A 26,358-nucleotide genomic window follows, 5' to 3' on the forward strand; every position below is an offset into this window, starting at 1 on the left:
GCGACAGCTAGGAGGCTCGAGGAAGATGGACGGTACGGCTATACTGCACGAGCGTGCGAACCGGAAAATTATTCAGTTCGCCGATATATTGCTGGTCAATTCCAACCAGGAAGTTGTTGAGTTTTGGCGCGAGAGTCTGCTCGACTTTGGCATGACAAAGGTAAGGATTGCTTCCGGCATTGTGGACGCCCTGGAGGTAGTACGCCAATCTCCTCCGTCGGGTATTGTCGTTGCCTTGCCAATCCTTGCCGACGCTTTCGCACTCATGGGCGCCTTGAGCCAGGACGAAACCAGCGATCTGCGCGAAGTTCCGATTCTGCTCGTCGCCAAACAACCGAGCCGCGCGGCATTGCTGACGGCAACGCATGCCGGCTTTGACGCCGTGCTGACAGAACCGGTCTCCCCAAGGCAGATCTACCGCCGCGTTGGTTCGATGATTCAACGGGCAAGGCTATCGGCGCGCATGCGCAGTGTAGCGAGCTGAGCGCTCCTTGATGATGCTTCGAGACGCCGCACATATCCCGCGAGGTAGCGCCGGAACTGAGCTGGTCCGTGCTCGTCTGTGCAGGGCTTCGGCTTTGTGAACAAATCGGCCCTACCAACGAGGACAAATGCGCGATAGCTTGGGCTTTCCCCTATCGCGCAGTTCAGGTTCATGTCTCAAATCCTCAAAGCGCTCGACGCCGCCGACCAGGCGCTCGATGCGAGCCTCGACAGGCTGTACGAATTCCTTCGCATCCCCTCGATTTCCGCTGACAGCGCCTATGACGGTGATTGCCGAAAGGCGGCTGAATGGGCGGCAGCAGCGCTGCGTGACATCGGCTTCGACGCCTCTCCGCGCAAGACCATCGGCCATCCCATGGTGGTCGGCCACAAACGCACCGGCCGTCCCGGGGTGCCGCATGTGTTGTTCTACGGTCACTACGACGTTCAGCCGCCCGATCCGCTGGAATTGTGGAACACCAAGCCCTTTGAGCCGGTGCGGGTGAAGGGCCCCCACGGCGACATGATCGTGGCGCGCGGCGCCTCCGACGACAAGGGCCAGGTGATGACCTTCATCGAGGCCTGCCGCGCCATTCTGAAAACGGATGGCGAGCTGCCGGTCGACGTCACTATTTTCCTGGAAGGCGAGGAGGAATCCTCTTCCCGCAGCCTGGTGCCCTTCCTTAAGGAGAACAAGGACGAACTGACTGCTGATTTCTGCCTCATCTGCGATACCGGTCTTTGGGATCGCGATACGCCTGCCATCACCACAATGCTGCGCGGCATCGTCTATGAAGAAGTGATCATCAAGGCCGCCAGCCGAGACCTGCATTCGGGCATGTATGGCGGGGCGGCGCAGAACCCGATTCGGGTCCTCTCCAGGATCCTCGCCGCCCTGCATGACGAGGATGGCCACGTCACGCTGCCGGGCTTCTACGATGGCGTGAAGGACCTTCCTGCTGAGGTGAAGGCAGAGTGGGAGGCGCTTGGCTTCGATGGCGAGGCTTTTCTCGGCGAAGTCGGCCTGAAAGTGCCCGCTGGCGAGAAGGGGCGCACGGTGCTCGAGCAGATCACGGTGCGGCCGACCTGCGACGTCAACGGCATCAGCGGCGGCTATCAGGGCGAGGGCGCCAAGACGGTTATCGCGGCGCAGGCTTCCGCCAAGGTTTCCTTCCGCCTCGTGGCCGGCCAGGAGCCTGCCAAGGTGCAGGCCGCCTTCCGGGATTTCGTCACCAGGCGCCTGCCCGCCGACTGCAAGGCCGAGTTCCTCTCCCATGGCGCGAGCGCCGCTATCGCAGTGTCCACGGACAGCCCGCCGCTCGCCAAGGCCCGTGCGGCGCTGGCCGACGAATGGGGCCGTACGGCGCCGGTAATCGGTTCGGGCGGTTCCATCCCGGTGGTCGGCGACATGCAGCGCATCCTCGGGATCGATTCGCTGCTGATCGGCTTCGCGCTGGAGGACGACCAGATCCATTCGCCCAACGAGAAATATGAGCTGCGCAGCTTCCACAAGGGCATCCGCTCCTGGGTGCGTATCCTGCACGCGCTGGCGCAGTGAGGTCGGTCATCCCGTGCGCGCTGCAATGCGCAGCATTGAAGTGCAGACACGGGATCGCCCACGCGAAGAGCTGGACATTGCTTACGGTCCCGGATCTGCGGCGCAACACTTCGTGCTGCACCGCGCCCGGGATGACATCCATCCGGAGCCTTCATGAAAGCCGTCGTCTTCGAGCAATTCGGCCAGGCGCCGAGAATCCAGACCGTACCCGATCCCACGCCTTCGGAAGAGGGCGTTGTCGTCAAAGTGGAGGCGACCGGCGTCTGCCGCAGCGACTGGCATGGGTGGATGGGGCATGACCGCGACATCGTGCTGCCGCATGTGCCGGGTCATGAGCTCGCGGGCACCATCGCCGCCGTCGGGCGGCAGGTGAAGCGCTGGCGCGTCGGCGACCGCGTCACCGTGCCTTTCGTCGCCGGCTGCGGCCATTGCCCGCAATGCAGTTCGGGCAATCACCAGGTCTGCGAGCAGCAGTTCCAGCCGGGCTTCACGGCCTGGGGTTCCTTTGCCGAATATGTCGCCCTCGATTTCGCCGACACCAATCTGGTGGAAGTGCCGGAGAACCTCGACTTCGCCACCGCGGCGAGCCTTGGCTGCCGCTTTGCCACCTCCTTCCGCGCCATCGTCGATCAGGGCAGGGTGCAGGCGGGCGATTGGGTGGCCGTGCATGGCTGCGGCGGCGTGGGCCTTTCGGCCATCATGATCGCCAACGCAATCGGCGCCAATGTAGTGGCCATCGACCTGACCGAGGAAAAGCTTGCCTTCGCCCGCGAACTGGGAGCTGTGGCGACTGTCAACGCCTCCGAGACCAAGAGCGTGGTGAGCGCGGTGCGCGAACTGACGGGGGAGGGCGTGCATGTCTCGATCGACGCCCTCGGCCACCCCACGACCAGCGTGAACTCAATCCGCAATCTGCGCCGGCGCGGGCGCCATGTGCAGGTGGGCCTGATGCTCGGCGATCATGCCCGGCCGCCCATTCCGATGGATCGCGTCATTGCCTATGAGCTCGAAATCCTCGGCAGCCATGGCATGCAGGCCTATCGCTACAAGGCGATGCTCGACATGATCGAGACGGGCAAGCTCTCCCCCGAGAAGCTGATCGGCAAGCGCATCGGCCTCGATGATGCGCCGGAGGCACTGATGCAGATGGACCGTTTCGATGGGGTCGGCATCAGCGTCGTAACGCGCTTTTGAAATTGATGCCGGCAAAGCGGAAGGCGAGCAGTACCACCACGCCATAGGCAAGAGCGCCGACAGCGCCCGTAACGGCGAGGCGCGCGATCTCCTGGAAGCGCGGCAGCAGAGCCGTGTAGGGCTCCAATTCCTCCGAAACGATGTACATGGCTTCGGCCATGACGATAGTGGCTGCAGCGATGCAGGCGAGCATCCGCCACAGCCGGCCATCGAGAGCCATGTAGCCGCGGCGGCTGGCCAGCACGATGAGCAGGATCAGGTTGATCCAGGCGCCGACCGAGGTGGCGAGGGCGAGACCCGCCTGCTGCATCGAGCCTGTCAAGGCGATCTTGAGCAGCACATTGATGGTGAGCGCCGTGAGCGAAGCCCAGAGCGGCGTCGCCGTATTGCCGCGCGAATAGAAGCTGGCGGTGGCCGAACGGATCAGCACCACGGCAGGCAGGCCGACACCATAGGCGAGCAGGGCCGTGGCCGCGGCGCTGGCCGCCTCCGACGTGAAGGCGCCACGCATGAACAGCGCGCGCATGATGAGATCGGGCACGGCGGCAAAGCCGGCCAGGAATGGCGCCGCCATCAGCCAGGTCAGGAAGATGGCGCGCCTTTGGGCGGCATGGGCGGCTTCGGGCTTGCCGGCGGCCAGCAGGCGGCTCATCTCCGGCAGGAGCACGGTGCCCGCGGCGATGCCGATGATGCCGAGCGGCAGCTGGTTGATGCGGTCGGCATAATAAAGGGCGGCCACGGCGCCCGCGAGGAGCTGCGAAGCGATGATGGTATCGGCGAAGACGGCGATCTGGGTGCCCATGGAGCCGATCGTGGCCGGCCCGAGCGCCCGGAAAAAGGCCCTCACCGGCTTGTCGAAGCTGATGGCCTGCGGCGTCGCCAGCACATGGGCGCGCCAGGCCGCCCACAGGATGAACCCGAGTTGCAGGACGCCGGAGATCACGAAACCCCAGGTCGCCGCATAGGCCGGCGTCGGGAACAGCCGGTAGCAGGCGAGCGCCAGGATCATCGGGATATTGAGCAGGATCGGCGCAGCCGCCGCGGCGGTGAAGCGACCGATCGAGTTCAGCACGCCGCTGTAGAGCGCCGCGAGCGTGATCAGCAGCAAATACGGAAAGGTGATGCGGGTGAAGACGACGGCGAGATCATAGCGCTCGCCCTCGAAGCCGGGCGCCGTCAGGCCGATGAACTGCGGGGTAAAGAGCAGCACCAGGCCGAGCAGGATGACCTGCGAGATCAGCAGGAGGGAAACGATCCGGCCCTGGAATATTCTCGCCGCTTCGTCGCCTTCCTGCTGATGGACCCGGACATAGGCCGGCACGAAGGCGGTATTGAATGCGCCCTCGCCGAATATGGCGCGGAAACTGTTGGGCAAGCGCGAGGCAACAAAAAAGGCTTCGGCGGCCGGGCCACTGCCCAGGAGGGCGGCCGTCATCGCATCGCGGGCAAAGCCGGTGATACGCGAGAGAATCGTCCAGGCGCCGATATTCAGGATGTTCTTAAGCAAAGGCGGGCCTACGAGGAGAATGTGCGCCCTGATACGCGGCTTTCACGAGTCTGAACAGAGACAAGCGCGATTCTCGCCCAGAGCGGTTACCTCACGATGGAAGGATTGCGCAGGTTTGATGCGGAAGCTTTGTTCTTGGGTGAGACTCCCGCTGATCCGGCGCACGGAACGCGGAGTGGTGGTCTCTGACCGCTATTTTTGAGACCGCTGCATTGGGGGTAAAGATGGCGGTCGGAGACCGCCACTCCAAAAGAAAGAGGCCGCAGCTTGCGCTGCGGCCCAAGTCTAGGGAGGAAACGCCCAAGGAGGGCTGCCAAACGGGGAACAAATCCGCGCCGTCTGACATGGAGGAGTTTAGTGTGCGGCGCACAATAAACAAATGCTGGTTTTGCATGGCTGTCGAGCAAGCCATGCAGGTGTCGTGCGGGTAACTCGCTACCGGAACCTCGAATCTCGATAGATTCCAAAGGCTTAAAAGAAAAGACGGAGCACGATGGCTCCGCCTCTCCTTGAACTTCAAGCGACGCGAAAAATCCAAAGCGATTTGAGCGCGGATTTCGCTGGCGAAAGGAGCTTACTTCACGGCCACTTCATAGAGTTCAGCGACATATTCCCAGTTTACCAGGTTCTCGACGAAGGCCTTGAGGTAGTCGGGGCGGCGGTTGCGGTAGTCGATATAGTAGGAGTGCTCCCAGACATCGACGCCGAGAATCGGAGTGGCGCCATGCACCAGCGGGCTTTCGCCATTGGCGGTCTTGGCGATGGTCACCTTCCCGTCCTTGACCGCGAGCCAGGCCCAACCCGAGCCGAACTGCGTCACGCCAGCCTGGATGAAGTCCTCCTTTGCCTTCTCGACCGAGCCAAGGCCATCGACGATGGCCTTTTCGAGATTGCCGGGGATCGCGCCACCGCCATTGGGCTTCAGCCACTTCCAGAAATGCAGATGGTTGTAGTGCTGGCCGGCATTGTTGAACAGGCCGGCATTCTTGCCGAAGGAGCCTTTGACAATTTCTTCAAGGCTCTTGCCTTCCCACTCCGTGCCCTTGAGCAGGTTGTTGCCATTGTTGACGTAGGCAAGGTGGTGCTTGTCGTGGTGAAACTCCAGCGTTTCACGCGACATATAGGGCGCGAGCGCATCGTAGGAATAGGTCAATTCGGGAAGCGTGAAGGACATGGCGTTCCTCTTCATGTGGCATGTGATCAACGGTGATAACGGCAAAACGCCGCCTGCCGTTGTGGGTTCCTGGATTTCCGGGCCGAAACCGTGGATCTCGCGGAAATCCGGGGCAGAACCGAGCGCCGAGGATGTCGGCAGGCGACCTTAAGCAGGATGGCGGAGGAAGGAAACTGATTTGGTAGAATGACTGGCATGAAATTATGCAGGTCATGCCGCTTTCCAAATCACGCCGCTTTCCAAATCACGCTACTTTCATGGCCTTCAGCGCGAAAGCCTGCACCAGCGCCACTTCCTTCAGCCGGTCGAACCGTCCCGAGGCGCCGCCATGACCTGAATCCATGTTGACCCGGAGGATCGCCGGTGTCTCGCCTGTGCTCTTTTCGCGCAGTCGCGCCACCCATTTCGCCGGCTCCCAATAGGTCACGCGCGGGTCCGTGAGGCCGGCAAGCGCCAGGATCGGCGGATAGGTCTGGGCGCTGACGTTGTCGACCGGACTATAGGACAGGATCGTACTGAAGGCCTCCTCGTCCACAATCGGATTGCCCCATTCGGGCCATTCCGGCGGGGTCAGGGGCAGGGTGTCGTCGAGCATGGTGGTGAGCACGTCCACGAAGGCGACCTCGGCCACGATGGCGCCGAAGAGATCCGGTGCCAGATTGGCGACTGCTCCCATCAGCATGCCGCCAGCCGAGCCGCCGTGCGCCACGATCCGTCCCTTCGAGGTGAATTTGTGGCTGGCGAGATAGGCCCCTGCAGCGATGAAATCATGGAAACTGTTGGTCTTGCGCGCGAGCTTTCCTTCCCGATACCAGCGCCAGCCCTTTTCGGAGCCGCCGCGAATATGGGCGATCGCATAGACGAAGCCACGATCGACCAGGGACAGGATGTTGGTCGAGAACTGCGCCGGCATGGAAATACCATAGGCGCCATAGCCATAGAGCAGGAGCGGGGCAGAGCCATCGATCGGAGTCGCCTTGCGGTAGAGCAGGCTGACAGGCACGCTTTCGCCATCGGCCGTGGGTGCGAAGATGCGCCGGGTCACATAGAGCGACGGGTCGTGTCCGGAAGGCACCTCCTGGCGCTTGCGCATAACGCGCTCGCGTGTACGCATATTGTAGTCGAAGGTCTCGGCCGGCGTGGTCATCGAAGAATAGACGAACCGAATCATGTCGGTTTCGAACTCTTCCCAACCCCGCAAATCGAGGGCATAGGCCTCCTCCTCGAAGGCGATGCTGTGCTCGGCGCCGCTGGCAAGCTCTCGCACTACGATTCGCGGCAGGCCATCCTCCCGCTCCAGTCGCACCAGCCAATCCGCCAGCACCACCATGGCAAGGATATAGCGGCCTGATTTGTGTGGGATAAGATCGCGCCAGGACCGGCGGTCGGGCATGGCGAGCGGCGCGCTCATGATTCGGAAGTCCTCGGCGCCGTCGGCATTGGTGAGGATCAGCAACTGATCCTTGCCGTCGGCCACCGGCAGGTGCTCGATCTCATACTGCACGCCCGTTTCTCGCGCCGCGATCAGGTGAACATTGCCCTCGGGATCGTCGAGATGGATCACCCGGGCTTCCGATGTCTCGTGATCGTGGATCGAGATCACCGCCATGCGGCGCGACTGGGTCCGGTCGAGGCCGACGAACATACCGCTGTCCGCTTCCTCATAGACCAGACGATCCTTGCCGGCGGGCGTGCCAAGGCGGTGTTCCCACACGCTGGAGGCGCGGTGGTTCTTGTCCACCTGTACATAATAGAAGGCCAAACCATCCTGGCGCCAGACCACGCCGCCGGCGGTATCAGGCACTTCATCGTCAAGCATTACCCCTTTTGTGGTATCGAGGATATGCGCGACATAGAACTCGGAACCATTCTCGTCGCTGCTCCAGGCAAGAAGCCGGTGGTCGGGCGAGGGATCGGAGCCGCCGAAAGCAAAGAAGCTCTTGCCTTCTGCGAGGGCATCGCCGTCGAGCAGCATGCTCTCCTCGCCACCCCCACGGGGGCGGCGGCAGTAGAGGCGGTGCTGCCCCCCTTCGCGGAAGCGGGAGTAATATTCGAAGGGGCCATCCGGCGCCGGTACGGACGAATCATCCGCCTTGATGCGCCCCTTGAGTTCCTCGAACAACACGGCTCGCAGAGCCTCCCCCTCGGCCAGCCGCGCCTCCGCGTAGTGATTTTCCGCCTCGAGATGGGTTCGGATGTCGGCCGGCAGGGCCGATCCGTCGCGCAGGACGTCCTGCCAGTTGTCGGCTCGCAGCCACGCATAGTCGTCTTGCAAGGTAACGCCGTGGACAATACGCTGGGTCGGCCGCTTTTCGGCGGCCGGGGGAAGAATCGGGGCTGGCATCGGGGGCTTATTCTTTCGAATCAGGCGTGAAGTTCATCGAGTGACCGTTGATGCAATAACGCAAACCGGTCGGCTTGGGGCCGTCGGGGAAGACATGGCCCAGATGCGCGTCGCAGGTGGCACAGCGGATTTCAATTCGACGCATGCCGAAAGAGCGGTCCTCAAGTTCGACGACGGCGTCCGGCCGCACGGGTTCGAAGTAGCTGGGCCAGCCGCAGCCGGAGTCGAACTTGGTGTCGGACCTGAAAAGTTTTTCACCGCAGCAGACACAGGAATAGGTGCCCTTTTCTTTGGAATTCCAGAACGGCCCGGTAAAAGCACGTTCCGTCCCGTGCTCCCGGGTAATGCGGTACTGTTCTGGAGAGAGAAGCGCCCGCCATTCCGCATCGGTTTTGCTGACTTTCTTGTTTGGCACAATTGTCTCCCAATATTTTGCCGCAAATGGATGCTAAATACGCTGAAGACATACTTTGCGACTGATTCGACGAAGCCACTCTTTGGTAGTGCGTCACTGACACATAGATAGGAAGGGGGCAGAACGTTCGCAATTCTTGCGCCGATCACGAAGGAGTTAGATTTTGCAATTTTGCAGAGAATGTTTGTGAGTGGTGCAGATTGTCGCAGAGGAAATCGGTTTACGACTGGCCCTTTACCATGGATGGTAAAGGGGTACGCTGGACGCTGAATTTATATAATGTGCTGATTATCCACGACTTTTTTCAAGAGCGCTTTCTCCCCGATGGGGGAGGCCGATTTTGTCCACAATGAAGCTCAGATAGTCCAATAGGGCGTTGCAGTAGCCAATTGTGGTAGGTTCCCGGCTTACGTAAGCGGTTGTATGATTTGGCGGCAGTAAACCGGGCCGCCTCAATACAAATTTCATGCTTGTCTTACAAAAGAACTTGATTGATAAGATTTGAGAGTTTAAATCAAACTCCAATTCGAAATTCGCGATTCCAATGTTGCGAAGCGGATGTATGGCTGGCTCTGCTGTAATTGAATGGCGCGGCAGCGTAGCCTGTGGTGAACATTTAGTTAAATCAGACCAAAAGAAGAAAGTCGATTTTCCATGAGCGACGGATCACACAACGCCAACTTCATCGAGCTCGCAGCTGACATCGTCTCTGCCTATGTAAGCAACAATTCGGTTGCCGCATCGGATCTGCCAGGCTTGATCAACGAGGTCCACGGTGCTCTTCAGCGTATCACCAGCGGCGTCCAGGAAGTGCCGGCTGAGGCTCCCAAGCCCGCCGTTCCTGTGAAGAAGTCGGTGACGGCTGATTACATCATCTGCCTTGAGGATGGTAAGAAGTTCAAGTCGTTGAAGCGTCACCTGCGCACCCAATACAATATCTCGCCGGAAGAATACCGCGAGAAGTGGGCGCTGCCGGCCGACTATCCGATGGTTGCGCCGAACTATGCCCAGGCTCGTTCCAACCTCGCCAAGCAGATGGGCCTCGGCCAGCAGCGTCGCCGCAAGGGCCGGTAAGCTCCCGCTCCGGCGTCCAGTGCATATCCCTTGGAAAGTGTCGGGCTTTCTGGATGGGGTGACGTACCGACCCGGAGTTGGGGCATGCGCGGTTCAGTAGAAGCGCGACCCGCTGCGAACCTTCAAGCAATCAAAAGGCCGGGTGTTCTGCGCCCGGCTTTTCTATTCTGCGCGGGATGACGGGAAACCCGATGCTCAAGTGGCCGCGAGGACCTGCCGAGCGTCGTGGCGGATGCGTTCCACGAATGATTTGAGCCCATTGGAGCGCTGCGGCGTCAGGTGTTCCTGCAACTGCAGGTCGCGGAAGATCTGTAAGGCATCGATCGCCAGGATCTCCGGCGCCGTGTGGCCGCTATAGACGGACACCAGAATGGCAAGCAGCCCGCGCACGATGAAGGCGTCGCTATCGCACACGAAGGAGGCGCGTCCATTCTGCCAATGTGTCACCAGCCAGACCTGGCTGACGCAGCCCTGCACCTTGTTGGTCGGGGTGCGGGCTTCTTCAGGCAGCGGTTCGAGCGTCCTTCCCAGTTCGATCAGGTAGCGGTAGCGGTCCTCCCAATCGTCGAGGAGCTCGAAATTCTCGATGATTTCCGAAATCTGCAGCGTGCTCATATCCACCATATAGGTGAGATGAAGCCAAAGACAAAGCTTTCTCAGGGAATGGCGGGGCGCGGCGGCGGCAAGGTTACCAGGTGCTGTGCCGCGGGCGCCTCGGTAGCGGCCCGTCCCGTCCTTCCGCTCAGGAGGTCGCCAAGCCTGCGGGCGCCCTCCAGTCCTGCCGCGCATTTTTCGGGGCTCGTTGCGCAGTAGGAGACCGCGGCCGACACCGCCTGTTCGGTCAGCGATGTCGTGCTCGTGGAGGCGCTTTGCCGATGCTGGCCCGGTGAGGCGGGCAGGAGCAGTGCGACAACAGCAATCCAGAACACCATGCGGAGAATGAAGAACATTCTCAGGAACTCCCGATGAGAGACTTCCACTTTATCATGAGGTTGTTGGACACTTGCGTCACGTCTGCCACTGGTGCCGCCAAAGTGAAGAAGTGGTTAACCTGCGGACGCACTGTCTTGAGGTCTTGTTCACCATGTTTATCAGTTCGGCGCGTGGAAGGGCTTTCCGGGCCCTCTGAAGCCCTCGCGGGCCCGTTCCTTTAGGGTTCGCTTAAAGGACGCCCTGCCATGGTCTGATGGTCATGGTAGGGAGCGCGGCTGAAGGCCGTGCCTGGGCGTTGCGTCAATTTGATTGGTTCATATCGGCCAAAGCATCCGTGGACCGTCTGGTCCATGGATCGGCTCGTCACGACCCTTTGACATCAGCCCGACATGGCGCGTTCGTTGCCATGCTGCTCGGCACCGCGCTGTTCGGGTTGACCCTGGTGCCGCCCATCCTGGCTTTCTCGATCGGCCCGAGCCTGATCGTCGGCGCGGTGGTGCTGCTGGGCGCCGCCCTGCTTGGGATCGTCTGGCGCCTGTCGATCACCGGCCGGCTCGATATCGCCGCACTGATGACCGTGCTGGTAATCTGCGGCTTTTCAGGCCTGGTTGCCCATTTGAGCGCCGGCCACAGCGCGGCGTCATATGCGCTGCTCGGCATCGCGCCGGCGATCGCCATGCTCACCGGCGCCCGCAACATCGTCATCCGCGCCATGGTTCTGGCCGGCCTGACCGGCTTGACTGTCGCCCTTGCCGGTTCCAGTGCTGCCGCGCCTTTGCCGCTTGGTGCCCGTTTTCTCGACGGCCTCGGCGTCGTCTCCGCGGTGGGTGCCGTCAGCGGCATCATGCTGGCGGAATTGCGCCTGCGCCGATACGACCGTCAGCTCGTGAAGTCCGGCGAGGCGCGCTACACGCTGCTTGCCGAGAACATCTCCGATCTCGTGACCCGCCATGGCAAGCGCGGGCAGGTGGTCTATGCCTCGCCCGCCTCGCAAGCCCTCTTTGGCGTCGAACCGTCCGACCTGCTCGGCCAGGGCCTGTTCGACTACGTCCATATCGCGGATCGCCCGGCCTATCTCTCCGCCCTGTCGTCCGCCGAGATGGATGGGCTTGCCTCGACGGTGGAATTCCGCCTGCGCCGCAAGGGCGAAGGCGCGCCGGTGTTCCTTTGGGTCGAGATGCGCTGCCGCCCGCTCGGCGAGGATGACGATCGCCAGACGGTCGCGGTGATGCAGGACATCACCGATCGCAAGACCTATGAGCACCAGCTTATCGACGCCAAGATCGAGGCCGAGAAGGCCAACGCCGCCAAGAGCCGCTTCCTCGCCACCATGAGCCATGAACTGCGCACGCCGCTCAACGCCATCATCGGCTTCTCCGAGCTGATGCTGAACGAGGAGATGATGAAGCTGTCGGCAGAGCGCCGCCATGAATATGCCGGACTGATCCATGACAGCGGCCATCACCTCCTGTCCATGGTCAACGGCATCCTCGACATGTCGAAGATCGAGAGCGGCAGTTTCGAGCTGGTTCCAGAATCGTTCCAGGTGCGTGATCTCGCCGAGAATTGCCGCAACATCCTGCTCTTGAAGGCGCAGGAACTCGGTATCTCGCTGGAGACGGCGATCAGCCCCGATATGCCGCCAATCATCGCCGACAAGCGCGCCTGCCGGCAGATCTACCTGAACCTGATGTCGAACGCCTTGAAGTTCACCAAGCGCGGCGGTCATGTCACCATCGGCGCGCGCCAGGAGAAATATGGCGTCGCCCTGTTCGTGGCCGATGACGGTGTGGGCGTGGCGCGGGAAGATGTGCCACGGCTGGGCGAGGCCTTCTTCCAGTCCACCGCCGGCAAGCCCTCGAAGGATTACGAGCGAACCTATGAGGGCACCGGCCTCGGCCTTTCCGTTGTGAAGGGCCTGGCCCAGCTCCATGGCGGGCGGATGGAGGTCGACAGCCTCGTCGGCCATGGCACCACCGTGACCGTGCTGCTTCCCAGCGATTGCGAGAACGAAGCCTCCCGCCGCGCCTTTGCGGGCAGCGCGGTGATCGAGACGCTGCCGGCCCGTCCGGCTCAGGCGGCGATAGAGCATTTTATTGACGAAGAATTGGGGAAGAAACGTGCGTGAAGCGTTAGCCCGCTCCGACGGCGATTTCACGCTGTCGGATAAGATGGAAGAGGCGCCATCGCGCTATATCGGCGTGATGCGTGTGCTTTTGCAGCGTCCGATGGAGGTGGCCGGTATTGCCATGATGGCAGGGGTTGGCATGGTCATTCTCGTCAATGCGCTGGCTCTGCAGACCGGTATGCGTGCCTCCCCCTATATCCGCGCACAGGAAAGGGCAGGCTCCGTTCCCGTGCCTCCGTCCGCTCCCAACGCTGCCGAGCGCGGCTCGGCCGACCAGGCCACGGAAGATGCGGTGTCGGTGCTGCGCGACGTCCAGCTTGCCTTGGCCGAGCGCGGCCTTTATGACGGCCTCGCCGATGGCGTGAACGGCCCCAAGACCACTGCCGCGATCCGCTCCTTCCAGCAGCATAACGGACTTGCGGTCGATGGGCTTTCGAGCTCGGCGCTGCTTGCCAAGATCACGGCGAGTTCCGGCCCGGTGCTGACGCCCGACAACACCATGGCGGATACGCCCCCGGCCCCGCCCGTTGACCAGATTGCCGCGCTCATCAATGGCAGCACGCCCGCACCTGCTGCCGGTCCACAGTTGGACAAGCGCCTTTTGAGTGTCGAGAAGGCGCTTGCCAACCAGGGCTACGGGCCGCTCAAGGTGGACGGGTTCATGTCCAAGGAAACGCGCAGCGCCATCGGCCGTTTCGAGAAAGACCACAATCTGCCTGTCACCGGTCAGGTTTCCGAGCGCCTGATTCAGGCGCTGACACGCTCGGGAGCCAAGATCGAGTGAGCGGCATCGAGAGCGTGTTACTTTCAGATCGAATCACCAAGAATCGCAAAATGCTTTTGATGTCAGTAGTTTAATTTCGAAATCCACTCCTGCTGAACGCATTTTGCTCTAAGAGGTGGCAGCATGAGCTCACGGCTCAAGTCCAGTATCTTCGTTGCGGCCTATATCCGCCGCGCCGAGATCGAGGGTGGCTTTGCCGTGCTTAGGCATCGCGGCGCCGAGGAGGCCGGCGCGATCTTCGTGAAGGTCGACAGGCTCGATGGCACCGCAGCCCTTTATGGCCCGGCCCCGCAGTCCCTGATCACCGAGGACGATGGTATCAGGCGCTTCATCCTCCTCACGCCGGAGGGCACCACGCCTCTGGATGCCGAAACCCGCCTGCAGCGCGAATTCCGCTTCGATCCGGACCTGTGGGTCATCGAGGCGGAAGACCGGCAGGGCCGTCATTTCCTGGATCTTGCTGTCGAATAGAGCAGGAAGTGCATAGGACCGGTGTGGGGAGACCGGCTGGAGTCCTGAGCTAATCGGTCGGGAGAATCCCGGAACAAGGCCCGCTCCATCTCGTTTAGGGCACGCGACCCATTTCGAAACATGGTTACGTAACGGTATAATTCAAGTGGGTAGTTCGGTTGGGGGACCTCGCGCCATCCGGAGCCGTGACATGTACGAAAGGTTTACTTCTTTTTTATAAGCTCCATTTCGTGCCCAAAAGGGCGATTTGGTCTTGGAATTACGGACCGATGTGCGAAAACGCACACACGAGTCACGCTCAGACTACGGGTAGCGGCGTTTAGTGCGCTCGTACACATACTGTTAACTTTCCTTACCTGTATATGACCGCAAATCGAAAGCATTCGGAGTTCGACTTTCTGGTGCAATCCGCTGATAGGTCCTGCCATGAGCATCGTGCTGCAATTTCCGAAACAACCCCAGCCCCGATCCCCATCGGGTAGCGAAAACCGCGACCACACCGCGGAGATCCTCTTCTTCACCGGCGTGCGCATCGAACGGCACACCGAGGACGACCATCGGGACGACCGGTCCGAGCGCCGCGGCTCCACTGGTAGCAAGCGCCATCGCAAAGCGTGACCTCTGCCTTCTTTCTCGACCGGGCCCAGGGTGATCTCCTCGGTCTCGCCAGCGGCGATGCACTAGAACAAAATGCGTTCACGCCGGACCGGATCTCCAAATGAACTCTTTGATATCCAAAGCATTTTGAGATTCTTGGTGTATCCGTGTGAAGATAAGACGCACTTGGCACCACACTTGAATTCTTGGTGCACGACAGCCGCCGTCCCGTTACCGATCTCGTCGGTGGCGGCCCCTTCGCCCTACCGGCCGGCGCTTGGACCGACGACACGTCCAGGGCCCTTTGTCTCGCCGAGAGCCTCAATAACAGCAAGCGCTTCGAAGTGATCGACGGCATGAACCGCTTCGTCAATCGGAGGCGTTGTGCGCCTTAACGCCGAGCCACGTCACAACGCGCCGCCGACAGAGCACTCTCGGTCTCGGCCTTCTCCCCCGGCTCCGCTATCAACGCGCGCAGCACCACCAGCCCCCTGTCCTGCGGCGCCTGCAGGCGCGGAGCGCCTGGCTGGTCGGGGCCTTCATTGGCGCGCACCTGTGCGAGTTGTGCAGGCGTGTAGAGGGTGAGATCGATCGCGCCATTGGCCGCCGCCCTGTCGGTGAGGGCGTAAAAGTTGAGACCAGCGGTGGTGTAGAAGGAGATCGACAGGAACCCTGATGAGACGGGCACATGCAGCCGGACGGCACCGCTCGCGAGGTCGTAGCGGCAGAAGGCCGTGATAATGGCTGGATCCGGCATTGGCAGAGGCGTCTTGTCCGCCGGTAGAATGGCGAATCCACCCGCCCTCGCCAGGACGGCGATGCGCTGAAAGCCGGTCTGGGCGCTGAGGCGCGGAAGGCCGATCACGGAGACGAGATGCGCCAGGATGCCGATCAGCACGCCAACCAGGCTCCACAGGAACCAGCGCATCATGACTGCGATCCGTTCTGGCAGGCGCCCCGCTTGATATCGGGCATCTCGATGGCTCGACGGGCGCCCAACTCGGTCCCAAGGCCCGTGGAGACCGGGCTGTCGTAGAGGCGCAGCACCAGCGAGATCGGCCCCGCCGCGCTGGGAAGCCAGTTGCCGGGCTGCAGGACTGGGCCGGTCTCGATTGCGGCTGCACCGTTCTCGCCGCGCAGCACGGCCGAACTGGCAAAGCCGAAGCGCTCGCTTGGATTGGCGATCGGCTTGCCGGCCTCGTCGTAGAGGCTGAGCGTCCACCAGCGAGCCGGCGGCAGGATAGGGCTGATGGTGTAATGGCAGCTGCCGTCAAGGGCTCGGCCCTCGGAGTCCACCCTGGCGGTGAAGGCCAGGCCCTCGCCCGGGCCAAGCGGCAGGTCTCCCGAACGGGCGATGCGGGCGCGGCTGTAGCGGTCGGCGTTGAGCGGATCGGTGAGAGGCCAGGCCTGCCACGGACCGATACGCAGCGCCCCGATCTGGAAGGCGTCGCCCGTGGTCCACCAGGTCAGGCCGAGCGCCACCACGGCGCCCAGGACCAGGGCATAGGCCAGTCCGATATTCGATGGCGGACCCCTCATTCGATGGTCGACCGGCGGGGCAGGGCGGCTGATTTGGCGGGGACCGGGGGAAGGGCGGCCCTGGCGCTGTCGATCATCACGCCAATGTCGCGTAGCACCTGCGTGGTATTGCGCGTGAGGGCCTGCGGCACCATTGGAGGCGGTGACGCATTCCCATCGGCGGTCTGCGGCGGCGGCTCGCCCTTTTTCGGCTGTACCTCGGGCGGGAAAGGCGCCACGCCCGGTATCGGCCGAATGTCCGCCCCCTGATGCGCCACCGCCATCACCTGCTGCCAGGTCATGGCCGGCAGGGTGCCGCCGGTCATCCTGTTGCTGGGCTGGAAATTGTCGTTGCCGTACCAGACCCCGCCGACAAAATTGCCGGTGAAGCCCATGAACCAGGCATCACGATAGGAATTGGTGGTCCCTGTCTTGCCGGCGACCTTGATGCCGGGCAATTGCGCCTTCTTGCCCGTGCCGTTCTCGACCACGCTGTTCAGCATGCCGTTCATGTCGCTGATGATCTTGGGATCGATGACAACAGGTGTCTCGGTCGCCGCATCGAACCGATAGAGCAGATCGCCCCTCGCGCTGCGGATCTCGGTCGCCGCGTGGGGCGGCGCCTTGTGTCCGCCGGAGGCGAAGACGCCATAGGCGCCCGTCATCTCCAGGAGATCGACCGCCTCCACGCCGATCGGCAAGGCCCAGGATTCCTTCAGGTCCGTCTCGATACCCATCGTGTGGGCAGTGTCGATGATCATGCGCCGGCCATCGACGGCATTCTTGCTCAGCGCCAGCGAGATCTTGACCGGGATGACATTGATCGAGCGCGTAATCGCCTGCAGCAGCGTCACCGGCCCTGAAAAGCTGTGGCCGAAATTCTGCGGGCACCAGTTCTTGATGCAGACGGGCGAGTCGACCACGATCGATTTCGGCGTGAAGCCGTTCATCAGGGCGGTGGTGTAGACGAAGGGCTTGAAGGAGGAGCCGGGCTGGCGCAGGGCGTCGGTGGCGCGGTTGAACTGGCTCTGGCTGTAGTCGCGCCCGCCCACCATGGCCCGCACCGCGCCGTCGGTATCCATGATCACGATGGCGCCCTGACGGGCGTTGTAGTCGCTGCCATATTGGCGCAGTGTCGATTCCAGCGCATTCTCGGCGGCAGATTGGATGACGGGGTCGAGCGCCGTGCGCACCACGAAGACCGACTCGTCCCCGAGCGCCCCGTCATCGGCCATGTCGGCGATCTCGCCATAGGCCCAGTCGAGATAGTAGTCCGGCGCCTTCTCCCGGGCCCGGTCGACGGGTGTCGCGGGATTGCGGCGGGCGCCGGAGACCTGTCCCTCCGTCATGAAGCCGGCATCGACGAGATTGCTCAGCACCTGATTGGCGCGCCCGCGCGCGGCGGCGAGGTTGTTGGTGGGCGCATATTTGGTCGGCGCCTTGAACAGCCCCGCCAGCATGGCTGCCTCCGCCAGCGAGACGTCGCGCACCGATTTGCCGAAATAATATTGCGCCGCTGCTTCGATGCCGAAGGCGCCGCCGCCCATATAGGCGCGGTCGAGATACAGCTTGAGGATCTCGTCCTTGCTCAGATGTCCCTCGAGCCAGAGCGCCAGATAGGCTTCGCGAATCTTGCGTTCCAGCGTGCGCTGATTGGAGAGGAAGAGGTTCTTGGCCAGTTGCTGGGTGATCGAGGAGCCGCCCTGCACCACGCCGCTCGCCTGGCTGTTGACGGTGAGGGCGCGGATCGTGCCGATGATGTCGATACCGAAATGATCGTAGAAGCGGCGATCCTCGGTGGCGAGCACGGCCTTGATGACGTAATCGGGCATGTCGGCCAGGGCGACGCTGTCGTTGCTGCGGATGCCGCGCTGGCCGACGACGTTGCCGTAGCGGTCCTCGAAGGTGACCGCGATATCGGCCCTGTGCAGCCAGTCGTCGCCGATCTGCTTCATGATGGGCTGGGCCAGCATCAGGCCGACGATCAGGGCGGCCGTGCTAACCGTCAGGGCTTCGCAGCCGAGCTCGACGAGCAGGCGGCGCCAGCCCGCGACCTGGAAGCGATGCGAGAAATCCGAGCCCCATTCGATCGCCGCGCGCAGCTTCTGTCCCGACACATAGACGGCGTTGTCGAGCCACGAATCGAGCCGCAGGGCCCGGCGGCTCAAGCGCTTGAAAAAGGACGGTTCTGGCTTGCGGTCGGGCACTCGGGAAACCAGCCATGACGCGAAGGGTTTGCGAAGCGGCATCTTACCCGCGGGGAGGGGTTACCGGAAGGGGTGCTGACAGGCCGAAAACACCTTCTCACTATGGAGTTCATCAGGACCGTCCCCCACTGATCCCTGCTGCGCAGATTCCGTTGCCTCATCTGTCGGCTGCGCCTTAGATGGATCGTCCTCGGGATGTCGAACCCGGCGGTCGCGATGACAGGCCGGCCTGGATATCCATGAAATAGGGAGTTTCCGAATGTCCCAGCCAATCCCCAATGGCATGAGCACGATATCGCCGCATCTGGTCTGCGATGGCGCCGCCCAAGCCATCGACTTTTACAAGAAGGCTTTCGGCGCCGAGGAAATGGCGCGCTTGGCCGGGCCGGATGGCAAGCTGATGCATGGCTGCGTCCGGATCCAGGGCAGCACCGTGATGCTGGTGGACGAGTATCCCAACTACGGCATGCAGTCGCCGAAGACACTCAATGGCACGCCGGTGACGATCCATATTTATGTGCCCGACGTCGATGCCTTCGTGGCCAGGGCCGTGGAAGCAGGCGCTACCGTTTCCATGCCGGTGCAGGACATGTTCTGGGGCGATCGCTACGGGGTTCTCAAGGATCCGTTCGGCCATAGCTGGTCGATCGCCACCCACCAGCGCGACGTCACGGCCGAAGAGATCGCGCAGTCGATGAAGAGCATGGACGGTGCCTGCTGACGCCTGTCCCGCTCCGGCCCGCGGGCGATACAGGTCCGCGGCGCCATTTTCCATAGCGAAACATTTGGCTCTCTCCGGCATTTCCGCTATCCCAGCGGGTATGAGCCAAGCCATCGAACCTTTCTGGAAGACCAAGACGCTGGAGGAACTCTCGCCGGAGGAGTGGGAGAGCCTGTGCGACGGCTGTGGGCGCTGCTGCCTGGTCAAGCTCGAGGAAGAGGAAACGGCCAATACATATTTCACCGATGTCGCCTGCTTCATGCTCGAATGCCATAGCTGCCAATGCTCCGACTATGAGCACCGCAAGACCCATGTGCCCGATTGCGTGACGCTGACGCCGGAACTGGTCCGCACCATCGACTGGCTGCCGCCGACCTGCGCCTATCGCCTCGTGGCCGACGGCGAGGACCTCTACTGGTGGCACCCGCTGGTCTCGGGCGATCCCTCGACCGTGCACACCGCGCAGGTCTCCGTGCGTGGCAAGGTCAAGGCCGATGACACCCAGATCGCCGACGGCGAGTGGGAAGAGCACGTGGTGCGCTGGCCCATGCGCGTACCCAAGAAGGCGCGAAGGAAATAGGGTGCCGAAGAGGTAGCCTATTGGAATTTCACCGGAGAGCCGGCGGCATCCGCCATGTTCTCGATGAACGTGCGATAGTCCGAGACGGCTGTTACGGCGGTAATCGCGCCGCAGTCCTTGCCCTTCCCGCCCATCACGGCCGAGATCACGCCCACCAGCACATAGCCGCTGGCGGTGCGCTGGAACACCGGCCCGCCGGAATCCCCGCGGCAGATGCCGTTGTTGTTGATGGTCCTACGTGTCGCCTTATGGTCGATCAGGAAGAGTTGGTGAGACTTGGTATCGATCTGGTCGAGCATGTCGAAATGCCGCTCGCGCAGCTTGCCGGCGCTGCTCAGAACGCGGTCGCGGCTCATGCCGAAGCCGGCGACCTGAACGTCGACGAAGCTGCCGTCATCCGCGACGCGGGAGGCGAGGGGCACGGGCACCAGCCAGTCCGGAAACGCCTGGTCGACGCGGATCAGGGCGATATCGTTGATCGCCGCGGTCGTGCCGAGCGCCTGGACGTCGAACTGGGGGTGGATCGCCACCTGGGTTGCTTCGGCAAAACGGAAGCGGAACTGCGTGTCGAGTGCGCGGATACGATATTCGCCATGGCCGGAAAGGAAGCAATGGGCAGCGGTCAAAACGAGCTTCTTCGAGATCACGGTGCCGCTGCATTTGGTGCCGCCCGGGCCGGTGATCTGGACGACGTGGCTGCGAACGCCACTGGGATCGGTCACATCGCGTCCGCCCTTGATCGCCAAAGCGGGGGAGGACAGGGCAAGGACCAGCAAGGCAGCTACGGCAAATCGGATTCTCATCATGGATTAGGTCTAGAGCATTTCCCTCCAAAGCCAAATGACTACGGCAAGGACACGCCCATTTTCGCGGCACTGGTGCGGATCCAGGGGAGGGCCGTGCCCAAAAGCGCGACGCCCGTCATGCCCCCGCACCCCTTGTGGCTGTTCTCGCCGACGGCTGAGGCAAGCACGCCGACCAGGAGGCCGTCGCGCAGCACCGGTCCACCCGAATCACCCTGGCAGGCGCCCCCGACGCCAGTCTCCTCGCGCAGGCGCAACTGCACCTTGGAGACAGGCGGAGCCCCCTCGAGCGTAAGCTCGCGCAGAACACCGCCGCTCTTGCCGGCGTTCTGCGCAGTGAGGCCGAAGCCGGCGATCCGATAGCTTTGTCCCGCAACGCCCGCCTCCGGCGCCAGGGGCAGGGGAGCATAGCCCGAGAGCGGCGTATCGAGCTTCACCAGGGCAAGATCGATGGTAAAACGCCTGTTGTCGTAGGCACCGGCATCGAATTGGGGGTGGATGGCTATCTGCCCGAGTGGCGAGAGCACCGGCTTGCCGCCCGCATAGGTCAGCAGGCGGTAATTGGCGCCCTTGCGCACGCAGTGTCCGGCCGTCAGCAGGAGGTCGGGCGCGATGACGCTGGCGGAGCAGAAGCTGCCGCGGTCGCTCACGATCATGACCACATGGCTGGTCATGTCGGCGCCCGCCGGCGAGCCGCCGACGATGGCCTGAGCCGGCCCGGCAATCGGGAGGAGGGTGGCGAGGGCGAAGAGGAGGGCGCGCAAACGGGTCATGCTTTGGCTTTGGCGGCTCCAAGCGGGCCTGTCAACGGGGGCATGACCCCTGCGAGAGCGGACGGCGACGTCCATAGGCGCCAACTTTGCGGAAATAAGCGCAGGGCACGCGGAGTGGCGATCTCCCAGGCAAAGTTAGCGCCCATGGACGGGGACGTCCGCGCTCCCAGGGAGGCCCCGGCGCTATTCTGGCGAGGGACGGCATTCCGCATTACGTTCATGCGATGTTCAGTGCTTTTACCGGATGATGGCGGTTCGAATCGGGGGATCGTCGCGAACCGCAGCGGAAGGGCGATGATGGGTTGGAGATCATCCATGGCCGCGGCGCTGTTGCTGGGGCTTGTTTCAGGGACGGCGGTGTATCCGGCAAATTCAGCGTGCATCAGCCTGAGTGAGGCGCGGCCGTTGGTGCAGGCTGGAACCATCGTGTCCCTGCTGTCCGTTCTCGGTCCCGTGCGCCGGGCCGTCAAGGGCGAGATGATCGATGGCGATTTGTGTGGAGGTCCCGACAATTACCGCTATGTCGTCACATTTCTGGGGCCGGATGGCAAAGTGATACGGGCGACGATCAACGCCAAGACCGGCGAAGTCGTAGGTGTGAAGTAGGGAACGAATATGCGGCTTCTCGTCGTGGAAGATGACCAGGATCTCAATCGCCAGCTGGTCAAGGCGCTCGAGGAAGCCGGCTATGCCGTCGACCGTGCCTTTGACGGGGAGGAAGGCCATTTCCTCGGCGATACGGAGCCCTATGACGCCGTGGTTCTCGATGTCGGCCTGCCCAAGCTCGACGGCATCACCGTGCTCGACCGCTGGCGCCGCGATGGCAAGATGATGCCGGTGCTTATCCTCACCGCTCGCGACCGCTGGTCCGACAAGGTGACGGGCTTCGATTCCGGGGCGGACGACTATGTCGCCAAGCCTTTCCACATGGAGGAGGTGCTGGCGCGGCTGCGCGCTCTCATCCGACGCACCACCGGGCATGCCACCAACGAGCTCGTCTGTGGCCCGGTGCGGCTCGATGCCCGCGCCGGGCGCGTGGTGGTGGACGGCAATCCGGTCAAGCTCACCTCGCACGAATACCGGCTGCTCGCCTACCTCATGCATTACACAGGCCGCGTCGTCTCTCGCACCGAGCTGGTCGAGCATCTCTACGACCAGGATTTCGATCGCGATTCCAACACCATCGAGGTCTTTGTCGGGCGCCTGCGCAAGAAGCTCGGCGTTGACGTGATCCAGACAGTGCGCGGCATGGGCTACATCGTCACGCCGCCGGACGCCATGCGCGTATGACCACGCGGTCCCTGGCATTCCGCCTCTTCGTCTCGGCCGCTGCCTGGATCGTGGTGATCTTGCTGATCACCGGCGTCGTGCTGGTCTCCATCTATCGGCAGGCAGCGGAAAAGTCGTTCGACGGACAGCTGCAATTCTATCTGCGCACGCTCGTCGCCGATATCGCCGATCTCGATGTCGGAGACCGCACCGCACCCAGCAATTTCAACGATCCGCGCTTCGAGCAGCCCCTGTCGGGCTGGTACTGGCAGATCACGCGCCTGGACAAGCCGGAATCGAATGGCTCGAAATCCCTGTTCGAAGCGGTGTTGCCCAGCCTGGAGGACCTCAAGGTCCCCGCCCATCCGGAGGGCTTCTACCAGGGATACATGAACGGTCCCGACGACAAGGGCACCGGCACGGGGCAAAGCCTGCGCGCCCTGGAGCGCGTGATCTACCTGGGCGATGACGGTACCTATCGCGTGACCGTAGCGGGCCCGGCCGATGAGATCGACAACGACATCGCCTATTTCGAATATGCTCTCTTTCTCACCTTTGTCGCCCTGGCGGTCGGCCTTCTCGCCGCCACCTTCGTCCAGGTGCGCTTCGGCCTACGGCCCCTCAACCGCATCAGCCGCGTGCTGGCGGAGATGCGCGCCGGCCGAGCCATGAAGCTTCCCCCAAACCTGCCGGACGAGATCGTGCCGCTGGCCCGTGAGATCGACGCGCTGGTCGATGCCAATCGCCAGGTGGTGGAGCGCGCACGTACCCATGTAGGCAACCTCGCCCATGCCCTGAAGACGCCGCTTTCCGTCATCGCAAATGAGGCGGATTCTGCGCCGAGCAATCCGCTGGCCGAGCAGGTGGAGCGCCAGGTGTTGGTGATGCGCATGCAGATCGACCATCACCTCAAGCGCGCCCGCATCGCCGCCGCGGTGAGCGTGGTCGGCACCGTCACCGAGATTGCTCCGGTGGTCGATGGCCTGGTGCGAGCGATGGAGAAGATCCATGCCGTCAAGCGCCTGAAGATCACGACGCAGATCGATCCTTCGCTGCGCTTCCGCGGCGAGAAGCAGGACATCGAGGAGATGACGGGCAACCTCATCGACAATGCGTGCAAATGGGCGATCTCGGAGGTGGCAATCCGCGCCGAGCCGACCCAGATCGACGGCGCCGTCTTCGCCTGCATCACCATCGACGACGACGGCCCCGGCCTTTCTCCCGAAAAGCGAGCCGAGGCAGTCCAGCGCGGCAAGCGCCTCGACGAGACCAAGCCAGGCACCGGCCTCGGCTTGGCCATCGTGGAGGATCTCGTCTCGCTTTATGGCGGCCGTTTCGCATTGGAGGAGGCCCCGATCGGTGGCCTCAGGGCGGTGCTCGACGTGCCCGGGTTGCTGGGGGCGGGGGTGGAGGTAACGTGAGCAGGCGTACCCTATAAGCGTGCTGCTTGGCGATGGAAGCGACCCGCCCCCCAAGAACCTCGCGCATCCGTTCGCATTCACTGCACATAGACCGGCACGACCGACGAGGCCTCGTCGCGATAGGGCAGGCGGATTTGGAAGCGGTGTGCGCCGGGTTGAATCGGCCAGAAGACCGGTTGATCCGGTGCGGAGACAGCGAAGGGCTGGCCATCGACATACCAGACGATCTGCGCCACATGCGGTTCCACCGAGGCCTTGAGGGCAAGACGGTTGTAGGCGGTCGGCTGTTCGGGGTTACGCCAGATCTGGGTATTGCGGGCCGGCGTCGAGATGCTGAGGCGGATCGGCTGGCCCCCACCGTCGGCATCGGGGCGGGGCAGGGTCGGGCCACCGGCAGCGATGGCTTTCACCGGCGCCGAAACGGTGTCGGCGCCGGAGCGCAGGTTGGCTGGAATGGCCATTGGCATCTCGTCGGGCCTGACCCATTCGACCAGCGTCTGGCTGCAGGCTCCGGCGTCGACCTGGCCGTTCAGCAGGCACACGTCCACCTGCTTGCGGCCAGGCGGAGGCGGGAACCGTGCCTCGGCGATGTCCCCGGGCTTGATGCCGTGGATTCTCACCATGATGGCATGCACCAGCTGGGCCGCGCTGCTGGCGCCGGTGAGGCGGTTCATCGTGCCGTCGTCGCCTCGGCCGAGCCAGACACCGACGATAACCTTATCCGAATAGGCCACGGCCCAGGCATCGCGGTAGCCCTGCGAGGTGCCGGTCTTGATCGCGACGGGAAAGGGGTATTCCAGCGCGCCGTAGCGATGGAAGCTCGGCAGCCGCGCCTGGGCGTCGGAGAGGAAGGAGGTGACCAGGCGGGCGCTGTCGACGGAAAGGACCCGCACGGGTGGACGCCGCCTCTGCTCGCGCGCCCAGGCAAGATCCTGCAACTGGCCGTCATTGGCGAGAGCGCCATAGGCCCGCACGAGCCAGTCCAGCCGCGTCGGCAGGGAGCCGATCGCCATCGACACGCCGAAACTGTCTGCGGGCGTCTCCAGGTCGTGCAGGCCAAGGTCGCGCAGGAAATGGAAGGTGGTCTCCAGGCCCACGCTGCGCAGCAGGTTGGTGGCAGGCACATTGCGGGAATTTGCGAGGGCCTGCCGCGGCAGCATGGGACCGAGAAATTCGCGGTCGGCATTGCCGATGCCAGATGCACCCTCGGGCAGGTCCAGCAGCATGTCGGTCGGCTTCAGCATGCCGCGGTCCAGCGCCAGCGCATAGATGAAAGGCTTGAGGGTCGAGCCAGGCGAGCGCTGGGTGCGGGTATAGTCGAAGGCACCGGCATGGCCGGCGTAGTAGCCGCTGGATCCCAACTGTGCCAACACCTCGCCGGTCTGGCGGGAGACCACCATGACGGCCACCTGCTGCGCGCCGGCGTCGCGCCAGCCTTGCAGATATTGCCGCGCGAGTTTCGTAACATCGGTCTGCAAGGAAAGGTCGATGGTAGTGTGGATCAGCGGCGCGTTCGCAGCCTCAGGCGTGATGACGCCATCCCGCACGAGATCGCGATAGCGCAGCACCAGATGCAGCGCGTCCGGCCGATGAGGCAGGCTCGGCATGCGCAGCCTCTTGAGCTGGTTGTGGGCGATCGCCGCCTCGTCGGTGCTGATCACCTCTTGCTCCCTGAGGATATCGAGCACGCGATGGCCGCGCTGGATCGCCCGGCGCAAGCCGTCGGGACGCAGCGGATTCATGCGCGTCGGCGATTGCGGGATGGCCGACAGCAGGGCGATTTCAGCCCAGGAAAGATCGGCCACCGGCTTGTCGAAATAAAGCCGCGCCGCATGGGCGATGCCGTGGCTGCCATTGCCGTAGGGAGCGAGCCGCAGATATTGCGCCAGCACAGCCTCATGGCCATAGCGCAGGGTCAGCACCACGCCGGTGCCCGCCTCCAGGACCTTGTTGGGCCAGGTACGGGCTTCGGGCCGTTGCATGCGCGCCACCTGCATGGCGATGGTCGAGGCGCCCGAGCGCCGGCGGGCGCCATCGAAATTCTGCCAGGCCGCGCGGGCGATGGCATAGGGATCGACTCCGGCGTGATCGAAGAAGCGGCGGTCTTCCAAAGCGAGGGTCGCCCTCACGACCCGGTCGGGCAGTTCCTCCAGCGGCCAGTAACCGTAGTCCACGCGCCCGCTCTCATCATCAAGGCCGACCTGGGTGAGGAAGGCGCCTGCCCGATCGTAGAGGATCGGCGTGGGGGGCGGGGCGATGAGTTGGGCGCGCTGGTTTATGAGATGGGCGTAGAGGAGGATGCAGGCGGCGAAGGCGTGCCAGGCGGCGAAGGCCAACTTTAAGCGGCGGGTCCGAAGCGGGGTGATGGGGGCCCCTGAACAGGGCGCGACGCAATCCTTCCCCG

The 26,358-nt window shown here is 63.1% G+C and carries 26 protein-coding genes; 14 read left to right on the plus strand and 12 right to left on the minus strand.

Annotated elements, in window-relative coordinates; all coding sequences use genetic code 11:
- The first annotated feature begins 25 nt into the window (after positions 1 to 25).
- The 3 genes from ACMDCR_RS12210 (at position 26) to ACMDCR_RS12220 (ending at position 3,235) form a co-directional block, all read left to right on the plus strand.
- Complete coding sequence (locus ACMDCR_RS12210; protein ID WP_413992782.1) at positions 26 to 484, plus strand: two-component system response regulator; 459 nt, start codon at positions 26 to 28, stop codon at positions 482 to 484.
- A gap of 171 nt (positions 485 to 655) precedes the next feature.
- Positions 656 to 2,041, plus strand: a complete 1,386-nt coding sequence (locus tag ACMDCR_RS12215) for a dipeptidase (RefSeq protein WP_413992783.1) — start codon at positions 656 to 658, stop codon at positions 2,039 to 2,041.
- A 153-nt stretch (positions 2,042 to 2,194) separates the two neighbouring features.
- Positions 2,195 to 3,235 carry a zinc-dependent alcohol dehydrogenase family protein gene (locus tag ACMDCR_RS12220; RefSeq protein ID WP_413992784.1) on the plus strand — a complete coding sequence of 347 codons (1,041 nt, stop codon included), beginning with the start codon at positions 2,195 to 2,197 and terminating at the stop codon, positions 3,233 to 3,235.
- Here ACMDCR_RS12220 and murJ read toward each other — a convergent pair.
- From murJ to msrB, 4 genes are all read right to left on the minus strand, one after another.
- Complete coding sequence (gene murJ, locus ACMDCR_RS12225; protein ID WP_413992785.1) at positions 3,213 to 4,742, minus strand: murein biosynthesis integral membrane protein MurJ; 1,530 nt, start codon at positions 4,740 to 4,742, stop codon at positions 3,213 to 3,215. The genes ACMDCR_RS12220 and murJ overlap by 23 nt on opposite strands.
- Positions 4,743 to 5,316: 574 nt before the next feature.
- The gene (locus ACMDCR_RS12230; protein ID WP_413992786.1) at positions 5,317 to 5,916 is read right to left on the minus strand and encodes a superoxide dismutase; all 600 of its coding nucleotides are present in this window, start codon (positions 5,914 to 5,916) and stop codon (positions 5,317 to 5,319) included.
- Positions 5,917 to 6,160: 244 nt separating this feature from the next.
- Complete coding sequence (locus ACMDCR_RS12235; RefSeq protein WP_413992787.1) at positions 6,161 to 8,260, minus strand: S9 family peptidase; 2,100 nt, start codon at positions 8,258 to 8,260, stop codon at positions 6,161 to 6,163.
- A 7-nt stretch (positions 8,261 to 8,267) separates the two neighbouring features.
- Positions 8,268 to 8,675, minus strand: a complete 408-nt coding sequence (gene msrB / locus ACMDCR_RS12240) for a peptide-methionine (R)-S-oxide reductase MsrB (RefSeq protein WP_413992788.1) — start codon at positions 8,673 to 8,675, stop codon at positions 8,268 to 8,270.
- Positions 8,676 to 9,329: 654 nt separating this feature from the next.
- On the opposite strand from msrB, the gene ACMDCR_RS12245 reads away from it, so the two are divergent.
- Positions 9,330 to 9,749: a MucR family transcriptional regulator gene (locus ACMDCR_RS12245; RefSeq protein WP_284315766.1), complete on the plus strand. Its 420-nt coding sequence runs from the start codon at positions 9,330 to 9,332 to the stop codon at positions 9,747 to 9,749.
- Between the two features lie 195 nt (positions 9,750 to 9,944).
- On the opposite strand, the gene ACMDCR_RS12250 is transcribed toward ACMDCR_RS12245, so the two are convergent.
- Both ACMDCR_RS12250 and ACMDCR_RS12255 read right to left on the minus strand, forming a co-directional pair.
- The gene (locus ACMDCR_RS12250) at positions 9,945 to 10,355 is read right to left on the minus strand and encodes a SufE family protein (protein WP_413993600.1); all 411 of its coding nucleotides are present in this window, start codon (positions 10,353 to 10,355) and stop codon (positions 9,945 to 9,947) included.
- A gap of 50 nt (positions 10,356 to 10,405) precedes the next feature.
- A complete protein-coding gene (locus ACMDCR_RS12255; RefSeq protein WP_413992789.1) occupies positions 10,406 to 10,699 on the minus strand; it encodes a hypothetical protein in 294 nt (97 codons plus the stop codon).
- A gap of 389 nt (positions 10,700 to 11,088) precedes the next feature.
- Here ACMDCR_RS12255 and ACMDCR_RS12260 point away from each other — a divergent pair, with 389 nt between their 5' ends.
- The 5 genes from ACMDCR_RS12260 (at position 11,089) to ACMDCR_RS12280 (ending at position 15,057) form a co-directional block, all read left to right on the plus strand.
- On the plus strand, positions 11,089 to 12,810 hold the full coding sequence (locus ACMDCR_RS12260) for an ATP-binding protein (RefSeq protein ID WP_413992790.1): 1,722 nt from the start codon (positions 11,089 to 11,091) through the stop codon (positions 12,808 to 12,810).
- Positions 12,803 to 13,594 (plus strand): peptidoglycan-binding domain-containing protein, encoded by a 792-nt coding sequence (locus tag ACMDCR_RS12265; RefSeq protein WP_413992791.1) that lies wholly within the window; start codon positions 12,803 to 12,805, stop codon positions 13,592 to 13,594. The genes ACMDCR_RS12260 and ACMDCR_RS12265 overlap by 8 nt, the downstream gene beginning before the upstream one ends.
- Before the next feature lie 123 nt (positions 13,595 to 13,717).
- A complete protein-coding gene (locus ACMDCR_RS12270) occupies positions 13,718 to 14,065 on the plus strand; it encodes a DUF1491 family protein (RefSeq protein ID WP_413992792.1) in 348 nt (115 codons plus the stop codon).
- 426 nt (positions 14,066 to 14,491) lie between these two features.
- On the plus strand, positions 14,492 to 14,683 hold the full coding sequence (locus ACMDCR_RS12275) for a hypothetical protein (protein ID WP_413992793.1): 192 nt from the start codon (positions 14,492 to 14,494) through the stop codon (positions 14,681 to 14,683).
- Between the two features lie 188 nt (positions 14,684 to 14,871).
- Positions 14,872 to 15,057: an ADP-ribosylglycohydrolase family protein gene (locus ACMDCR_RS12280; protein ID WP_413992794.1), complete on the plus strand. Its 186-nt coding sequence runs from the start codon at positions 14,872 to 14,874 to the stop codon at positions 15,055 to 15,057.
- Here ACMDCR_RS12280 and ACMDCR_RS12285 read toward each other — a convergent pair.
- The 3 genes from ACMDCR_RS12285 to ACMDCR_RS12295 are packed head-to-tail and all read right to left on the minus strand — an operon-like array spanning position 15,054 to position 18,429.
- Positions 15,054 to 15,593, minus strand: a complete 540-nt coding sequence (locus ACMDCR_RS12285) for a DUF1254 domain-containing protein (RefSeq protein WP_413992795.1) — start codon at positions 15,591 to 15,593, stop codon at positions 15,054 to 15,056. The two genes, ACMDCR_RS12280 and ACMDCR_RS12285, sit on opposite strands and share 4 nt — an antisense overlap.
- Positions 15,590 to 16,201 (minus strand): DUF1214 domain-containing protein, encoded by a 612-nt coding sequence (locus tag ACMDCR_RS12290; RefSeq protein WP_413992796.1) that lies wholly within the window; start codon positions 16,199 to 16,201, stop codon positions 15,590 to 15,592. Before ACMDCR_RS12290 ends, ACMDCR_RS12285 begins: the two co-directional genes overlap by 4 nt.
- A complete protein-coding gene (locus ACMDCR_RS12295; RefSeq protein WP_413992797.1) occupies positions 16,198 to 18,429 on the minus strand; it encodes a transglycosylase domain-containing protein in 2,232 nt (743 codons plus the stop codon). Before ACMDCR_RS12295 ends, ACMDCR_RS12290 begins: the two co-directional genes overlap by 4 nt.
- A gap of 217 nt (positions 18,430 to 18,646) precedes the next feature.
- Here ACMDCR_RS12295 and ACMDCR_RS12300 point away from each other — a divergent pair, with 217 nt between their 5' ends.
- Together ACMDCR_RS12300 and ACMDCR_RS12305 are read left to right on the plus strand one after the other, a co-directional pair.
- Complete coding sequence (locus tag ACMDCR_RS12300) at positions 18,647 to 19,108, plus strand: VOC family protein (protein ID WP_413992798.1); 462 nt, start codon at positions 18,647 to 18,649, stop codon at positions 19,106 to 19,108.
- 79 nt (positions 19,109 to 19,187) lie between these two features.
- A complete protein-coding gene (locus tag ACMDCR_RS12305) occupies positions 19,188 to 19,688 on the plus strand; it encodes a YcgN family cysteine cluster protein (protein ID WP_413993601.1) in 501 nt (166 codons plus the stop codon).
- 17 nt (positions 19,689 to 19,705) lie between these two features.
- Here ACMDCR_RS12305 and ACMDCR_RS12310 read toward each other — a convergent pair whose 3' ends face one another.
- Both ACMDCR_RS12310 and ACMDCR_RS12315 read right to left on the minus strand, forming a co-directional pair.
- Positions 19,706 to 20,494, minus strand: a complete 789-nt coding sequence (locus ACMDCR_RS12310) for a S1 family peptidase (protein ID WP_413992799.1) — start codon at positions 20,492 to 20,494, stop codon at positions 19,706 to 19,708.
- Between the two features lie 38 nt (positions 20,495 to 20,532).
- A complete protein-coding gene (locus tag ACMDCR_RS12315) occupies positions 20,533 to 21,264 on the minus strand; it encodes a S1 family peptidase (protein ID WP_413992800.1) in 732 nt (243 codons plus the stop codon).
- A gap of 315 nt (positions 21,265 to 21,579) precedes the next feature.
- Between ACMDCR_RS12315 and ACMDCR_RS12320 the strand changes: the two genes are divergently transcribed.
- Genes ACMDCR_RS12320 through ACMDCR_RS12330 form a run of 3 tightly spaced genes read left to right on the plus strand, consistent with a single transcriptional unit; the run spans position 21,580 to position 23,954 of the window.
- On the plus strand, positions 21,580 to 21,870 hold the full coding sequence (locus tag ACMDCR_RS12320) for a PepSY domain-containing protein (RefSeq protein WP_413992801.1): 291 nt from the start codon (positions 21,580 to 21,582) through the stop codon (positions 21,868 to 21,870).
- Positions 21,871 to 21,879: 9 nt separating this feature from the next.
- Positions 21,880 to 22,554 carry a response regulator transcription factor gene (locus tag ACMDCR_RS12325; protein ID WP_413992802.1) on the plus strand — a complete coding sequence of 225 codons (675 nt, stop codon included), beginning with the start codon at positions 21,880 to 21,882 and terminating at the stop codon, positions 22,552 to 22,554.
- Positions 22,551 to 23,954 carry an ATP-binding protein gene (locus tag ACMDCR_RS12330; RefSeq protein WP_413992803.1) on the plus strand — a complete coding sequence of 468 codons (1,404 nt, stop codon included), beginning with the start codon at positions 22,551 to 22,553 and terminating at the stop codon, positions 23,952 to 23,954. Before ACMDCR_RS12325 ends, ACMDCR_RS12330 begins: the two co-directional genes overlap by 4 nt.
- Positions 23,955 to 24,031: 77 nt before the next feature.
- On the opposite strand, the gene ACMDCR_RS12335 is transcribed toward ACMDCR_RS12330, so the two are convergent.
- The gene (locus ACMDCR_RS12335; protein ID WP_413992804.1) at positions 24,032 to 26,290 is read right to left on the minus strand and encodes a transglycosylase domain-containing protein; all 2,259 of its coding nucleotides are present in this window, start codon (positions 26,288 to 26,290) and stop codon (positions 24,032 to 24,034) included.
- Positions 26,291 to 26,358: the final 68 nt, after the last annotated feature.

It is taken from the genome of Labrys okinawensis, from assembly GCF_047345005.1.
Taxonomy (GTDB): Bacteria; Pseudomonadota; Alphaproteobacteria; order Rhizobiales; family Labraceae; genus Labrys; species Labrys okinawensis.